Source organism: Sphingomonas bisphenolicum, assembly GCF_024349785.1.
Taxonomy (GTDB): Bacteria; Pseudomonadota; Alphaproteobacteria; order Sphingomonadales; family Sphingomonadaceae; genus Sphingobium; species Sphingobium bisphenolicum.
In genome coordinates this window covers 1,368,324-1,384,283 of the sequence record NZ_AP018817.1, presented here as the reverse complement: position 1 = coordinate 1,384,283, position 15,960 = coordinate 1,368,324, and the positions used below count along the sequence as shown (strand labels likewise).

The following is a 15,960-nucleotide window of genomic DNA, read 5'->3' as shown; positions in this document are numbered from 1 at the left end:
TCCCCTTCTTCGCCCGGACATTTACCCTCTAGAGGGACTGATATTATGAATGAACTGACCAACTTCGCGAACCCGGTCCAGAAGCCGGAAACCTTCGACCAGATCCAGATCGGCCTTGCCTCGCCCGAACGCATCCGGTCCTGGTCCTTCGGCGAGATCAAGAAGCCGGAAACCATCAACTACCGCACGTTCAAGCCCGAGCGTGACGGCCTGTTCTGCGCGCGCATCTTCGGTCCGATCAAGGATTATGAATGCCTGTGCGGCAAGTATAAGCGCATGAAGTACAAGGGCATCGTCTGCGAAAAGTGCGGTGTCGAAGTCACGGTGAGCAAGGTGCGCCGCGAGCGCATGGGCCATATCGAGCTGGCCGCCCCGGTCGCGCACATCTGGTTCCTCAAGTCGCTGCCCTCGCGCATCGGCCTGCTGCTCGACATGCAGCTCAAGCAGCTTGAGCGCGTCCTCTATTTCGAATCCTATATCGTCACCGAGCCGGGCCTGACCCCGCTCGAAAAGTTCCAGCTTCTGAACGAAGACGAACTGCTCGACGCGCAGGACGAATATGGCGAAGACGCCTTCTCCGCCGGCATCGGCGCGGAAGCGGTCAAGCAGATGCTGATGGATCTCGACCTGGAAGGCGAGAAGCAGGCGCTGCTGGACGAGCTGGCCGTCACCAAGTCGGAACTGAAGCCCAAGAAGATCATCAAGCGCCTGAAGGTCGTCGAGAGCTTCCTGGAATCGGGCAACCGCCCCGAATGGATGATCCTGGACGTCGTCCCCGTGATTCCGCCCGAACTGCGCCCGCTTGTGCCGCTGGACGGCGGCCGCTTCGCGACGTCGGATCTGAACGACCTGTATCGCCGCGTCATCAACCGCAACAACCGCCTGAAGCGGCTGATGGAACTGCGCGCGCCGGACATCATCGTCCGCAACGAAAAGCGCATGTTGCAGGAAGCCGTCGACGCCCTGTTCGACAATGGCCGTCGTGGTCGCGTCATCACCGGCGCGAACAAGCGTCCGCTCAAGTCGCTGTCCGACATGCTCAAGGGCAAGCAGGGCCGCTTCCGCCAGAACCTGCTCGGCAAGCGCGTCGACTATTCGGGTCGTTCGGTCATCGTGACCGGTCCTGAGCTGAAGCTGCATCAGTGCGGCCTGCCCAAGAAGATGGCGCTCGAACTGTTCAAGCCCTTCATCTACGCCCGCCTCGACGCCAAGGGTCTGTCCATGACCCTGAAGCAGGCCAAGAAGTGGGTCGAGAAGGAGCGCAAGGAAGTCTGGGATATCCTGGACGAAGTGATCCGCGAACATCCGGTCATGCTGAACCGCGCGCCGACGCTGCACCGTCTGGGCATCCAGGCGTTCGAACCCGTGCTGATCGAAGGCAAGGCGATCCAGCTTCACCCGCTGGTCTGCTCGGCCTTCAACGCCGACTTCGACGGTGACCAGATGGCCGTCCACGTTCCGCTGAGCCTTGAGGCCCAGCTGGAAGCGCGCGTGCTGATGATGTCGACCAACAACATCCTCTCGCCCGCCAACGGCAAGCCGATCATCGTGCCGTCGCAGGACATGGTGCTGGGCATCTATTATCTGTCGATGGAACGCGAAGGCGAGCCGGGCGAAGGCATGTTGCTGTCCGACATGCAGGAGGTCCATCAGGCCCTCTTCACCCAGTCGGTGACGCTGCATTCCAAGGTCATCAGTCGCGTGCCGCAGACCGACGAGGCGGGCAACGCCTATCTCAAGCGCTACGAGACTACGCCGGGCCGGATGCTGCTGGGCGAATGCCTGCCCAAGTCGCACAAGGTGCCGTTCGACGTCGTCAACCGCCTGCTGACCAAGAAGGATGTGGGCGACGTGATCGACGAGGTCTATCGCCACACCGGCCAGAAGGACACGGTGCTGTTCGCCGACGCCATCATGAGCCTGGGCTTCCGCCACGCGTTCCAGGCCGGCATCTCGTTCGGCAAGGACGACATGGTGATCCCGGACTCGAAGGAAGGCACCGTCGCCGAAACCAAGGCGCTGGTGGCCGATTACGAGCAGCAATATCAGGACGGCCTGATCACCCAGCAGGAAAAGTACAACAAGGTGATCGACGCCTGGAGCCGTTGCGGCGACCAGGTCGCGAACGCCATGATGGACGAGATCAAGGCCCAGCCCAAGGACCCGCAGACCGGCCGCCTCGCGCAGATCAACTCGATCTACATGATGGCGCATTCCGGTGCGCGTGGTTCGCAGGCCCAGATGAAGCAGCTCGCCGGCATGCGTGGCCTGATGGCCAAGCCGTCGGGCGAGATCATCGAAACGCCGATCATCTCGAACTTCAAGGAAGGCCTGACCGTTCTTGAATATTTCAACTCCACCCACGGCGCGCGCAAGGGCCTGGCGGATACGGCGCTCAAGACGGCGAACTCGGGTTACCTGACCCGCCGTCTGGTCGACGTGTCGCAGGACTGCACCATCGTCGAGGAAGATTGCGGCACCGAAAAGGCGCTGGAGATGAAGGCGATCGTCCAGGGCGGTTCCGTCATCGCTTCGCTCGGCGAGCGCATCCTGGGCCGCACCACGGCGCAGGACATCGTCGACAGCAAGGATGGCAGCATCGTCATCCCGATCGGCACCCTGCTGGACGAACCGATGATCGCCAAGATCGAAGCGATCGGCACCCAGGCCGTCAAGATCCGCTCACCCCTGATCTGCGAAAGCCGGATGGGCGTGTGCGGCAAATGCTACGGCCGTGACCTTGCCCGCGGTACGCCGGTGAATATCGGCGAAGCGGTCGGCGTCATCGCGGCGCAGTCCATCGGCGAGCCGGGCACGCAGCTCACCATGCGTACCTTCCACATCGGCGGCGCGGCGAACTTCAACGAAACGTCGAACCTGGAATCGATGGCGGACGGCACGATCGAACTGCGTGACATGCCGACCATCACCGACAAGCATGGCCGTCGCCTGTCGCTCGCCCGCAACGGCGAGATCGCAATCATCGACAGCGAAGGCCGCGAGCGCGAAACCCATCGCCTGCCTTATGGCGCCACCATCCTGTTTGCCGATGGCGACGCCGTGAAGAAGGGCGAGCGGTTCGCCGAGTGGGATCCGTTCACCATGCCGGTGATCACGGAAAAGCCGGGTATCGTGAAATATGTCGATCTGATCGACAGCAAGACGCTGACCGAACAGACCGACGAAGCCACCGGTATCGCCCAGCGCGTCGTGACGGAACATCGTGGTGCCGCCCGCACCAAGGAAGACCTTCGCCCGCGCCTGACCCTGCTGGACGATCAGTCCGGCGAAGCCGCCCGCTATATGCTGGCAGTGGGTGCGACGCTGTCGGTCGACGATGGCGCCCAGGTGCAGGCCGGTGACGTGCTGGCGCGTGTCAGCCGCGAAGCGGCCAAGACCCGCGACATCACCGGTGGTCTGCCGCGCGTCGCCGAGCTGTTCGAAGCCCGCAAGCCCAAGGACAATGCGATCATTGCCAAGGTGTCGGGCCGCGTCCAGTTCCTGAAGGATTACAAGGCGAAGCGTAAGATCGCCATCAATCCCGAAGATGGCGGCGAGCCGGTCGAATATCTGATCCCCAAGAGCAAGGTGATCGACGTTCAGGAAGGCGACTTCGTGAAGCGCGGCGACAACCTGATCGGCGGTTCGCCCGATCCGCACGACATTCTGGAAGTGCTCGGCATCGAGCCGCTGGCCGAATATCTGGTCGCCGAAATCCAGGAAGTCTATCGCTTGCAGGGCGTGAAGATCAACGACAAGCACATCGAAACGATCGTTCGTCAGATGCTGCAAAAGGTCGAGATCATCGAGTCCGGCGACACCACCCTGCTGGTGGGCGAGCAGATCGACCGCGAGGAAATGGACGAGATCAACAGCAAGCTGGCAGCGGGCTTCGCGCCCGCGGCGGGCAAGCCGGTGCTGCTCGGCATCACCAAGGCGTCGCTGCAGACCCGTTCGTTCATCTCGGCGGCGTCCTTCCAGGAAACCACCCGCGTCCTCACGGAAGCGGCGGTCCAGGGCAAGAAGGACACGCTGGTCGGCCTGAAGGAGAACGTCATCGTCGGCCGCCTGATCCCGGCAGGTACCGGTGCGGGCATGAACCGCCTGCGCGTCGCCGCCTCGTCGCGTGACGCGGCGTTGCGGGCCGCGCTGCGCGCTTCGAGCCAGGTCGATCTGATCGCCCCCAAGTCGGCCGCAGCCGAACGTGCGGCCGAACTGGCGCAGGGTCCGGAAGCAGCGATCGGCAACGATCCGCTGGCCGCTGTCGAAGGGGAAACCCATGGCACCGATGCGGACGCGGGCGATTACCTGCTGAAGAGCGACGGCGAATAAGCCCTTTGAAACTGCGGGAGCCGCTTCCTATATAGGCGGTGGCTCCCATGCCCTTCGCTCCCGCAAGGGAGAGAAGACCGTGCCCGCCGGACGCGCCATGCGTGCCGGCGGGCTTTCTTTTTGCGGGGAAAAATCGGTCGCCCGACTTTCAAAAAGTGGGTCGATCCGTGTCACAAACCTCTTGACCATCGCCAGAACCGCGCTTATTTGCGGCCTCCCAAGCGAGACACGCGCTTGGCTGATGCCCGATCCTCTAATGGTAAGAGAGCGGACTCTGACTCCGTCAATCAAGGTTCGAGTCCTTGTCGGGCATCCAAAACTTCCCCAGATAGTCACGCCGCAACATGGCAAAGGCGCCGATATGCGCGCCATGCTCATGGGCAGATCAGGGTATGTCCTTCCGCATCGCGTCGATCATGATACGCCATATATTGGCGGCATCCCCCTGATGCGCCGGCAGGGGCTGTTCAGGACTCACATAGCGAACGAGTTCGGCTCCGGCTTCGCTCATCCGCGCGCTCGGCTCGTGTAGCGCTTCTATCACCACCAGCGCCTGGGGCATGTAGCCGTGCCACATCAGCCCGTCAGCGACGGGTGCGTCTTCAGGCTGGCCATCAAGGGCGCATAGAGCGCGGGCGGCGCGTTCGATCGGAGTCATGGCCCGAAGGTCGCGGAAGGATGTGAGCCAGTCAAGCTTCATCGCTGACGCAGGCGGCTTATGCCAATTGAATGCCCACCGCTTCCGCCACCTTGATGCCGTCGATCGCAGCGGACAGGATGCCGCCGGCATAGCCCGCGCCCTCGCCCGCCGGATAGAGGCCGATGACGTTGAGGCTTTGGAAATCCTTGCCGCGGGTGATGCGGATGGGCGAGGAGGTGCGCGTTTCCACGCCCGTCATCACCGCGTCGGGATGGTCATAATGGGCGATCTGGCGGCCGAAGGCGGGCAGCGCTTCGTGGAACGCCTCGATCACATAATCGGGCAGGCAGCGCGCCAGGTCGGTCGGGGTCACGCCCGGCTTATAGGACGGCACGACCTCGCCTAATTGTGTCGAAGGGCGGCGGGCGAGGAAGTCGCCCACGGTCTGGCCCGGCGCCCAGTAGGAGGAGCCGCCCGCGACATAGGCCATGGATTCCCAATGGCGTTGCAGGTCGATCCCGGCCAGCGGCCCGTCGGGATAGTCGCGCGCCGGATCGATGCCGACGACGAGGCCGGAATTGGCGTTGAATTCGGCGCGGCTATATTGGCTCATGCCGTTGGTGACGACGCGCCCTTCTTCCGAGGTAGCGGCGACGACGCGGCCGCCGGGACACATGCAGAAGCTATAGACAGTACGGCCGTTAGCGCAGTGATGGGCGAGGCTGTAGGAGGCTGCGCCCAGATCGGGATGGCCGGCGCATTGGCCGTAGCGGGCGCGATCGACCCAGCTTTGCGGATGTTCGATCCGCACGCCGATCGAAAAGGGCTTGGCTTCGATATGGACGCCGCGGCCGTGGAGCATGGCGAAGGTGGGTCGGGCGCTGTGGCCGACGGCCAGGACGACATGGTCGGTATCGATCACGCTGCCGTCGTGGAGGACGAGGCCGCGCAAGCGCTGTTCGCCCGTGCCCGTGCGTTCCAGCACCAGATCGTCGACGCGCTGCTGCCAGCGATATTCGCCGCCCAGTGCCTCGATCTGGCGGCGCATCGCCTCGACCATGGTGACGAGCCGGAACGTGCCGATATGGGGATGGGCTTCCCAGAGAATGTCGTCGGGCGCACCGGCGGCGACGAACTCCTCCAATACCTTGCGGCCCAGGAAGCGCGGGTCTTTCACCCGGCAATAGAGCTTGCCGTCGGAGAAGGTGCCTGCCCCGCCCTCGCCGAACTGGACATTGCTGTCGGGGTTCAGCTCGGCACGGCGCCAAAGATCCCATGTGTCCTTGGTCCGTTCGCGCACCACCTTGCCGCGATCGAGGATGATCGGGCGGAAGCCCATCTGCGCCAGGATCAGTCCTGCAAACAGGCCGCACGGCCCCGCGCCGATGACGACCGGGCGCTTGCCCTGCCAGCCGTCTGGGGCATGGGTGACGAACTTATAGCCGGTGTCGGGCGTCGGCCGGACGTCATGGTCGTCAGCGAAGCGCGCCAGCACGGCCGCCTCGTCCGCCAGATCGACGTCGAGCGTGTAGACGAGCAGGATGGCGGAGCGGCGGCGCGCGTCGTTGCCGCGCCGCACCAGGCTATGGCCGCGCAATTCGTGCGGCTCCAGGCCGAGGCGGTCGCAAATGGCGGCGGGCATCGCCTCGGCGCTATGGTCGAGGGGCAATTTCAGGCCGGACAGGCGGATCATGGCATCGCCCATAGTGCGTCGGGACCGGAAATGAAATGGCGGTCAGGCCATCCGCACCCGCCCGACCAGCCATTCGCCCGCCAGCGCGGCCAGCATCGACAGGCCGGTGAGCGGGAAGAATATGCCCAGTCCCAGCATCAGCGCTGCGACCATGCGCCGGGCGGCGGGCGTGGTGGCGGGCGGCGCGAGCAGGCGGCCATGCTTGCGCCGCTTCCACCACAGGATCGGCGCGGTGATGCACAGCGCCAGCAGGCAGAGGCAGCCCGCCAGCATCAGCAGGCGATTGGCCTCGCCATATTGCTGGCCCTGATGGGCGGCGATGCCCCATTCGACCGCTTTCGCCCCCGGACCGAACATGCGCCAGTCGATATTCTGCACAACCGCGCCGCTGGCCGCGTCGATGGTGAGGGCGCGGGCGTCGTCGGCGCGTTGCACCAGGCTCGCGACCAGATAGGGCGCGCCGGGATGGGACGGCAGGATGATCTGATAGCCATGGCGCAGCCCGCGCGCCGCGGCGATCCCCGCGACCGCATCCACGCCGATGTCGCCGATGGTCCCCACCGCGCCGCCGCCGTCGCGCAGGGTCCAGGGCAGCGCGTCCCTGGCCGGTGCGGTCCATGGGATGACCGCCATTTTCGGCCGGCCCCAATCGTTGGCGGCGACGACCGCGCGCAATCCGCCACCCCAGATGTCGGTCCAGGGCATCCCCGTCACCGCCAGGAACAGGATGACGCCAGCCGACAGGAAACCCAGCGTGCCGTGCAGGTCGCGCCAGAACAGCCGCCCGGCGGTCCGTCCCCGGATCGCCAGTGCGGGCTGTCCCCGGCGGGGCCAGCGCAGATAGACGCCGGTGACGCATAAAATGATCGCCCAGCCCGCGACGACCTCCACCAGCCGGTTGCCGATCGGGCCGGTCAGCGCCAGGCTGTGCAGATCCTTGATCGTCTTCATGACCCCGCCACTATGCATCGCGCCGAGGACGCGACCGTTAAATGGGTCAACGAGTTGGACAGTTGAATCGCCATTTTCGGCCCTGGCCGTGACCCGCCAGCTTTCCGTCCGAGCAGCCGGGATCAACAACTGCGTAACCCGATAGCCCGATATTCGTTGCGATATCGCAATGATTTTCGAGGGCGGCAATGGCCGCGCATCGGGCGGCGCGGTAATTCGCATCGGGTAGAGCAAGGCCTCCACCTCCGACTTGTAGAGATAGAGCGCGCCGGTCACCGCCATCAACGCCAATATGGGCAGGACGATCAAACCGGCATAAAAATGCCAGCGCCACATCGCCCGATAGAATGCGCCTTCCGCCATGGTTCGGCTCCCCGTCAGAAGTGCGCACGCACGCCGGCGTAAACCGCGCGGCGTTCGACGGGGTAGAAAGCGACGCTGCCTTCGTCGGCGGCGGTGGCGGCATTGTCCGGCGTGTAGCGGACGAGCGCACTGATATCGCCGATCGCGCGCCGGGCGGTCAGGTTGCGGGCGTCGAGGAACAGGGTGAGGCCATTGCGCACCTGCGCCTGCGCGCCCAGGTTCAGCATCGCATAGCCACCCACGCGCTTCGTGTTGGCATAATCGACCCAGGCGCCCTGCGGCAGCCATTCGATCGCCGGCGACAGGCTGAGACGGTCCGTCCCCAGCGTCAATTCCGCGCGATAGGCGTGGCGCGGGACCACTGGAAGGCGATTGTCGCCGAACTGCATGTCGTCGCGGAAACGAAAGTCGCTATAGCTATAAACCTGCCGCAGCGTCGCCCAGGGCGCCAATATCAGGTCGAGGCCGGCCTCCAGCCCCTGATGCCGGGTGCGATCGGCGTTGAAGGTGGCGGCGGGGATGGTGCCGGCCACCACGCTATATTGCAGCATCTCGCCCCTTATGTCGGCGCGGTAGAGGCTGACGTCCCAGCGCGCTATGCCCCGCCGGCCACGCGTGCCGACCTCCGCGGTCCATGCCCTTTGCAGGCCGACCGGGGTAAAGCCGGGCGCGCCGCCTGCGGGCGTCTGGCTGAGTTCCCCAAAACCGGGCATTTCGACCGATCGGCTATAATTGGCGTAGAGCTGCACGGCCGGCGAGGGCTGGTAGAGCAGGCCAACCTTGGGCGCGAAGGCGTCGAAATCCGCATTGCCGCTGCGCGCGGGGGCGAAGCGATTGGCGATGCGGCGCTCTCCATGGCTGTAGAGGCCGCCGGCGATCAGCCAGAGATTGGCGACCGGCGCGATGCGCGCTTCGCCATAGCTGTTGATGGTCTGGGCTTTTTGCCGGGCGTTGGCCGTAATCGCGCCGCTGCGTCCGCCGGTATTGACGAACTGGCGCGCCTGCACCGCGCCGAAACGGGCCTGGCTGCCCAGCGTGAGTTCCAGCGGCATGCCGCCCAGGTCGCCGGCCAGATCGAGGCTGGCGAAGACGCCCCGATCCTCCGATTTCTGGTCGATCACCTGATAGATGGGATGGGACAGCGATTTGGCGTTGTAGAAGAGGCCGAAGGCGAGTGCGCCATGGCTAAAGTCAACGGTCGTGCGATTTTGCAGACGGATCGAATCGATGTCGCGGGCCTGATCGCCGGTGACATTGCCCTTGGCCGGATTGTTCAGGGCATCCCGCTCGCTCAGCGCACCGGCGAGTTTCTGGCGGATCGTCTGGGCGCTGGCGTAAAAGCGGGTTTCGGCATGCTCGCTCAGCTTCAACCCGACATTGCCGTTGAAGCGCAGCGCCTTGCGATCGCCATGGGCGCGGTCGCTGTCGGATCGGTCGGCGGTCAGCGCGGCATAGGCGTCGCCATGGTCGTCGGCATAGCCATAGGCGGCCTTGGCCCGGATCGTATCGAAACTGCCGCCATCGATGCGCAGCTCCGCCCCCGGCGCGCTGCGGCCGGTCGGCGTCACCGCATTGATCGCCCCGCCCAGCGTCGATCCGCCGTAGCGCAGCGCATTGCCGCCGCGATAGACCTCGATATGCTGGAAGAGCGGCGGGTCCAGTTCCTGAAAATCGCCATTATCGTCTGCGGAATTGATCGGCACGCCATCCTGCAACAGCGTCAGCCCGCGCATATGATAGCCGCGCGACAGGCCCGATCCGCGGATCGATATCCGTACCTCCTGCCCGAAGCGCGGCTGGGTATAGACGCCCGGCGAAAAGGCCAGCGCATCGCGCAGGGAGACGGCGAGTTTATTCTCGAACGCTTCCGCGGCGATGACATCGACGCCGCCGGGGGTGCGCTGCACGCGGGCGGCGGCGGCCTCTACGGCGGGACTGGCGGTGACGATGATGGCGCTGTGTTCGGCGTCTTCGGCAAAGGCGGGAACGGCGGACAGGGCGAGAATGAGGGCGCACAGCGACAGGCTGCGCGCGGCATGGATAGGACGCATGGAACGACTTTCTGGAAATGGAAAATGCAGGATCGGCGCTCGAATCCGGGTGTTCCCGCGTAGGCGGGAACCCAGGTCGGACGGCAGGACTGGTTTCCCGCCTTCACGGGAACACGTCATCCTGGCACGAGAGCGCGTGGAAAATCAGAAAGTCGCAGGTGGCCCGGATGAGGGCGGCGGCGGCGCGGCCAGCCGTGCGATGACGCCGGTCTTGAGCGCGAACGCTATAACGCCATAAGCCAGTTGCCAGGCCGGCAACGGCAGGTCGGCGGCGACGAGCGGCGGCACCACGGGCTGGATCGAGGCGGCGAAGGGGCAATATTGTTGGCCGGTCATGCCATCGTCCGGCTGGCCATGCCTGCCCGGCGCCTCGCCACGGGGCACCACGACATTGACCGCGCCCTGCCCGGTGCATAGCGTCACCACGACGCCCTTTTCGGTGCGCACCGGCATGAAGCCTGCGGGCGCGATCAACTGGATGGCGAGGACGAGCAGCGCCAGAGCGGCCAGCCAGTCGCGCGCGCCCTCCGATTGTCTGATCGCCCCCATCATGGCGCTTCCCTAGCGGCGACGGGACGTTCTGTCATCCGGTCAAAAAGGTCCAACGAGCGCCGCTTACTAACCTTGACGTAAACGTAAAGTCGATTTACATCCTTATGGATGGACAACCGCAGCAGCATCGCCGGAATCGAACTGCCCGACCATAGCGAACGGCAGAGCTACAGCATCACCGACCTGAGCGAGGAGTTCGGCGTCACCGCGCGCGCGCTGCGCTTCTATGAGGATGAAGGACTGATCTCGCCGGAACGGCAGGGGCTGGCCCGCATCTATTCGCGGCGCGACCGCGCCCGGCTCGCCTGGATATTGCGCGGCAAGCGCGTCGGTTTCAGCCTGACCGAAATCCGCGAGATGATCGATCTGTACGACGCCGACGAAGAGCATGAGGCCCAGCGCCGCGTCACCGTGGACAAGTGCAAGGCGCGAATCGACCTTCTGACCCGGCAGAAAGAAGATATCGACGCTGCGATTGCCGAACTGGACGCCTTCGTCGCGACCATCGAACAGCGCTAATTCCCTCCCCTACCCTTCAATAAAAATATCGCAGGAGAAGACCATGCCCAGCTATGCCGCCCCCGTTCGCGACACCCGTTTCGTGCTGGACCATGTGGTCGGGCTGGACCGCTACGCCAACCTCCCCGGCTTCGAGAACGCCACGCCCGACCTGGTCGAGGCGATCCTGACCGAAGGCGGCAAGATGGCGTCCGAAGTGCTGTTTCCGCTGAACGCGGTGGGCGACAAGGAAGGCTGCACCCGGCATCCGGACGGCAGCGTGACGACGCCGACCGGCTTCAAGGCGGCGTTCGACCAATTCGTCGCGGGCGGATGGACGACGATCCACGGCCCGGCGGAATTTGGCGGCCAGGGCCTGCCCAGCGTGCTGGCGACGGCGGTGGACGAATATGTGCTGTCCGCCAACCAGGCGTTCGAAATGTATCATGGCCTGACCGCCGGCGCGGTCGCGGCGCTGATCGCCAAGGGCAGCGCCGAATTGCAGCAGCGCTATATTCCCAAGATGGTGTCGGGCGAATGGACCGGCACGATGAACCTGACCGAACCGCATTGCGGCACGGACCTGGGCCTCATCAAGACGAAAGCGGTACCACAGGCCGATGGCAGCTACAGCATCACCGGCACCAAGATCTTCATTTCGGCGGGCGAACATGACCTGTCGGAAAATATCATCCACCTCGTCCTCGCCAAGACGCCCGACGCGCCCGAAGGCAGCAAGGGCATTTCCTTGTTCGTCGTACCCAAGCTGTTCGTCGGTGACGACGGTACAGTGGGCGACCGCAATGCCGTGTCCTGCGGGTCGATCGAGCATAAGATGGGCATTCACGGCAACGCCACCTGCGTCATGAATTATGACGGCGCGACCGGCTGGATCGTGGGCGAGGAGAATAAGGGCCTAGCCGCGATGTTCATCATGATGAACGCCGCGCGGCTGGGCGTGGGCCTGCAGGGGCTGGGCCAGGCGGAGATCGCGTTCCAGAATGCGGTTCATTATGCGAAGGATCGCCGTCAGGGCCGGGCGCTGACCGGACCGAAGGAGCCGAACGAAAAGGCCGACACGCTGTTCGTCCATCCCGACGTGCGCCGGATGCTGATGGAGGCCAAGGCGATCACCGAAGGGCTGCGCGCCTTCATCCTGTGGGGCGCATTGCAGGTCGACCTGTCGCACCATGCCGCCACGGAAGAAGAGCGCCAGACCGCCGACGACCTGATCAGCCTGCTGACCCCGGTCATCAAGGGCTATGGCACCGACAAGGGCTTCGACGTGGCGGTCGCCTGCCAGCAGGTGTTCGGCGGCCATGGCTATATCTGGGAAAATGGCGTGGAGCAGTATGTGCGCGACGCGCGCATCGCCCAGATCTACGAAGGCACCAACGGCGTGCAGGCGATGGATCTGGTCGGCCGCAAGCTGCCGATGAACGGCGGGCGGGCGTTGCAGGCCTTCCTGAAGATCGTCGCGGACGAGGTGGCCGACGCCAAGGGGCATGAGAAGCTGAGCAGCTTTGCCGAGGCGCTGGAAAAGGCGAGCGCCCAGTTGGGCGCGGCGACCATGTGGCTGATGCAGAATGCGATGAAGAACCCCGAACATGCCGGGGCCGGCGCGCATCATTATATGCACATCATGGGCATCGTCGCGACCGGGCTGATGTGGCTACGCATGAGCAAGGCGGCGGTGACGCTGCTGGAAGCGGGCGAAGGGGACGCCAGGTTCCTGGAGGCCAAGCTGGTGACGGCGCGCTTCTTTGCCGAACGCATCATGCCCGACGCTGGATCGCTGCGCCGCAAGATCGAGGGCGGCGCCGACGCGCTGATGGCGCTGGACCCGGATATGTTTCTGGCGGCTTGATCGTAACGACCAGCATCGTGCGAAGGAAGGGCGGCCTGTGGGTCGCCCTTTTCTTTGCGTCAGGCCGCGAGCGGCAGTTGCTCCTCGACCGGCGTCGGCGTCACATCGTCCGCGACCGGCGCCTGCACCTTGGCCAGTCCGGCGATATAGCGTTCGGCGGTGACGACATCACGGCGATAGGCGAAATAGAGCGACAGAAGGGAAAACATCGTAGAGCCTCGATTGATGGATTTGCTGCGTTGCAGCATCAAGGTTCATCTGGGCTTTTGGGCGGGCCTTCGCAAATGCAATGCGGGTCAAGGCGATTGCAGTTAATGTATTCCATGACCCGCATCATAGTATTTGCAGGAGCACGCAGCACCCTGAAACACTAGCCATCACTCCCGGCTCCCGTTAGCATCCACCCATGCAAGCCCCCGACATCGCCGCGCCTTCGACGCCCTCCGCATCCCGCACATTGGGTCTGGCCGCCTGCATAGCGCTGGTCATGGGCAATATGATCGGATCGGGCGTTTTCCTGTTGCCCGCCGCCCTCGCGCCGTTCGGCTGGGATGCGGTGGCGGGGTGGGTCTTCACCATCGCCGGGTCTTTGGTGCTGGCCTTCGTCATCGCCCGGCTGACCGTCGCCTTGCCCGACGCCAATGCGTCGCAGATGATCGCGCGCGCCTATGGGCCGCTGGCGGGGTTCGCGATCGGCTGGATCTACTGGCTGTCGATCATCATCACCAACGTCACCATCGCGGTGGCGGCGACCGCGAACCTCAGCAGCGTGCTGCCGGTGTTGGCGAAGCCGGGCGTCGGTGCGATCTGCTCGATCGGCTTTCTCTGGGCAATGACCGGCGTCAACCTGATCGGCGCGCGGGCGGCGGGAATGACGCAGATCGCCACGACCTGCATCAAGCTGATCCCCATCATCGTGGTCATGGTGCTGCTGGTGCTGATCCTGGGCAGCGGCGAGGCGCAGGTCGCGCCCTTTCCCGCACAGGGGTTGACCGGCGCGGGCATCACCGCGTCGGCCGCGCTGACGCTGTGGGCGCTGCTCGGCTTCGAATCCGCCAGCGTCGCGGCAGACAAGGTGTGCGACCCCGCCCGCACCATCCCGCGCGCCACGCTGATCGGCACGGCGGCGACGGGACTGATCTACCTGCTGGTCTGTTCGGGCATCGCCCTGACCCTGCCCGCGGCGGAAACCCAGACCGGATCACCCTTTGGAGCGTTCGTGAGCCATTATTGGTCACCGGGACCGGCGCGCTATATCGCCATCTTCGTGGTGGTGAGTTGCCTGGGCGCGCTCAATGGCTGGACCCTGTTGCAGGGGGAAGTGCCGTTGGCGATGGCCCGCGCAGGCGAACTGCCGCGCTGGCTGGCGCGCACCAATGCCAAGGGAACGCCGGTGCGCGGGCTGATCCTGTCCACGTTGCTGGCCAGCCTGTTGCTGATAGCGAACAGCCTGCAAGGGCTGGTGGCGCTGTTCACGGCGATGGCGCTGCTGGCGACGTCAGCGACCTTGTGGCTCTATGTGGGTTGCGCGTTGGCGAGCTTGCGGTTCCGGCTGGTGGTGCCGGCGGCGGTCATCGGGCTGGGCTATGCGCTTTGGACATTGTGGGGCGCTGGGTTAGTGGCCAGCGGGTCGAGCATCCTGCTGATGGCGGCCGGCCTGCCCTTCTACTGGTGGGCGCGGCGGGAGCGAACCGCCGATTGAGCAACGCACGCCGTGTTCCCGCGCAGGCGGGAATCCAGTTCAGACGGCGGGACTGGGTTCCCGCCTACGCGGGAACACGCTGTACGTTACTAACCCTGAGCGTAGCAGGCGCTCAATCCGCCCACAGATCCTTGAGCTTGGAGAAGAAGCCGCTGACCTGCGGGCATTCTTCGCCGGTTTCCGTCTCACGGAACGCTTCGAGCAGTTCCTTCTGCTTCGCCGTCAGCTTGGTCGGCGTCTCGACGTCGATCTGGACCACCAGGTCGCCCTGGCCGCGCCCGTTCAGCACGGGCATGCCGCCGCCGCGCTGGCGGATCTGCTTGCCCGACTGGATACCGCTGGGAATCTTGATCTCGTGCCGGTTGCCGTCCAGACCCGGCACGTCGATCGAACCGCCCAGCGCAGCCGTCGTGAAGCTGACCGGCGCGCGGCAGAACAACGTCGTGCCGTCGCGTTCGAACAGGCTGTGCCGCTTCACATGCAGGAAGATGTAGAGGTCGCCCGCCGGTGCGCCACGCGCGCCAGCCTCGCCCTCGCCCGACAGGCGGATGCGCGTGCCTTCATCGACGCCGGCGGGGATGTTGACCGACAGGGTCTTGGGCTTGTCGGTGCGCCCTTCGCCGCGACAGGAACGGCACGGGCTTTCAATCACCTGGCCTGCACCGTGGCAGGATGGACAGGTGCGTTCGACCACGAAAAAGCCCTGCTGCGCACGGACCTGGCCATGACCCTTGCAGGTGCCGCAGGTCTTGACGCCGGTGCCGGGCTGCGCGCCCGATCCCTCGCAGCTATCGCAGGCCGTAGACACCTCGATCTCGATCTCGGTCTTCTTGCCATGATAGGCTTCGTCGAGCGTGATCTCCATATCGTAGCGCAGGTCCGCGCCGCGGCGATTGGCCTGGCGTCCGCCGCCCTGCCCGCCGAAACCGGACTGGCCGAAGATCGTTTCGAAAATATCGCCCAGATCGGAAAAGCCGCCCGCGCCGCCGCCGCGGAAACCGCCGCCGCCGCCACCCTGTTGCTGCTGGGTATAGGCCGCATGGCCGAACCGGTCATAGGCCGCGCGCTTCTGCGGGTCTTTCAGGCAGTCATAGGCTTCGGACACGGCCTTGAACTTCGCTTCGCTGTCCGCGCATCCGCCGGTCTTATCCGGGTGATATTTCATCGCCATCTTGCGATAGGCGCTTTTGATCACCGCACCGTCGGCGGTGCGCTCGATTTCGAGCAGCTCATAATAATCAACTTCGGTGGTCATAGAGGCCCCCGCCTGCATCGCCCATCATGCCGGCCTGCGCCGGAATGACGGGCGAT

General features: G+C 64.9%; 11 protein-coding genes and 1 tRNA gene. 5 read left to right on the top strand and 7 right to left on the bottom strand.

What is annotated here, in order from left to right:
• Positions 1 to 45: 45 nt before the first annotated feature.
• Positions 46 to 4,332, top strand: a complete 4,287-nt coding sequence (rpoC, locus tag SBA_RS06980; protein WP_261936340.1) for a DNA-directed RNA polymerase subunit beta' — start codon at positions 46 to 48, stop codon at positions 4,330 to 4,332.
• 242 nt (positions 4,333 to 4,574) lie between these two features.
• Positions 4,575 to 4,648, top strand: a tRNA-Gln gene (locus SBA_RS06975).
• 69 nt (positions 4,649 to 4,717) lie between these two features.
• Here SBA_RS06975 and SBA_RS06970 read toward each other — a convergent pair.
• From SBA_RS06970 to SBA_RS06950, 5 genes are all read right to left on the bottom strand, one after another.
• Positions 4,718 to 4,990 carry a hypothetical protein gene (locus SBA_RS06970; protein ID WP_224548760.1) on the bottom strand — a complete coding sequence of 91 codons (273 nt, stop codon included), beginning with the start codon at positions 4,988 to 4,990 and terminating at the stop codon, positions 4,718 to 4,720.
• 58 nt (positions 4,991 to 5,048) lie between these two features.
• A complete protein-coding gene (locus SBA_RS06965) occupies positions 5,049 to 6,665 on the bottom strand; it encodes an NAD(P)/FAD-dependent oxidoreductase (RefSeq protein ID WP_261936339.1) in 1,617 nt (538 codons plus the stop codon).
• A gap of 42 nt (positions 6,666 to 6,707) precedes the next feature.
• Positions 6,708 to 7,979, bottom strand: coding sequence for a PepSY-associated TM helix domain-containing protein (locus tag SBA_RS06960; RefSeq protein ID WP_261936338.1), 1,272 nt, complete (start codon positions 7,977 to 7,979; stop codon positions 6,708 to 6,710).
• 14 nt (positions 7,980 to 7,993) lie between these two features.
• Positions 7,994 to 10,030 (bottom strand): TonB-dependent receptor family protein, encoded by a 2,037-nt coding sequence (locus SBA_RS06955; protein ID WP_261936337.1) that lies wholly within the window; start codon positions 10,028 to 10,030, stop codon positions 7,994 to 7,996.
• 144 nt (positions 10,031 to 10,174) lie between these two features.
• The gene (locus SBA_RS06950; RefSeq protein ID WP_261936336.1) at positions 10,175 to 10,582 is read right to left on the bottom strand and encodes a DUF2946 family protein; all 408 of its coding nucleotides are present in this window, start codon (positions 10,580 to 10,582) and stop codon (positions 10,175 to 10,177) included.
• Positions 10,583 to 10,690: 108 nt separating this feature from the next.
• Between SBA_RS06950 and SBA_RS06945 the strand changes: the two genes are divergently transcribed.
• Together SBA_RS06945 and SBA_RS06940 are read left to right on the top strand one after the other, a co-directional pair.
• A complete protein-coding gene (locus tag SBA_RS06945; protein WP_224548755.1) occupies positions 10,691 to 11,101 on the top strand; it encodes a MerR family transcriptional regulator in 411 nt (136 codons plus the stop codon).
• A 43-nt stretch (positions 11,102 to 11,144) separates the two neighbouring features.
• On the top strand, positions 11,145 to 12,947 hold the full coding sequence (locus tag SBA_RS06940; protein WP_224548754.1) for an acyl-CoA dehydrogenase C-terminal domain-containing protein: 1,803 nt from the start codon (positions 11,145 to 11,147) through the stop codon (positions 12,945 to 12,947).
• A 59-nt stretch (positions 12,948 to 13,006) separates the two neighbouring features.
• On the opposite strand, the gene SBA_RS06935 is transcribed toward SBA_RS06940, so the two are convergent.
• Positions 13,007 to 13,156, bottom strand: a complete 150-nt coding sequence (locus SBA_RS06935) for a hypothetical protein (protein WP_224548753.1) — start codon at positions 13,154 to 13,156, stop codon at positions 13,007 to 13,009.
• Positions 13,157 to 13,353: 197 nt separating this feature from the next.
• On the opposite strand from SBA_RS06935, the gene SBA_RS06930 reads away from it, so the two are divergent.
• Positions 13,354 to 14,649 carry an amino acid permease gene (locus tag SBA_RS06930; protein ID WP_261936335.1) on the top strand — a complete coding sequence of 432 codons (1,296 nt, stop codon included), beginning with the start codon at positions 13,354 to 13,356 and terminating at the stop codon, positions 14,647 to 14,649.
• Between the two features lie 112 nt (positions 14,650 to 14,761).
• Here SBA_RS06930 and dnaJ read toward each other — a convergent pair whose 3' ends face one another.
• Entirely contained in the window at positions 14,762 to 15,904 is a 1,143-nt protein-coding gene (gene dnaJ / locus SBA_RS06925; RefSeq protein ID WP_261936334.1) for a molecular chaperone DnaJ, read from the bottom strand.
• Between the last annotated feature and the right edge of the window lie 56 nt (positions 15,905 to 15,960).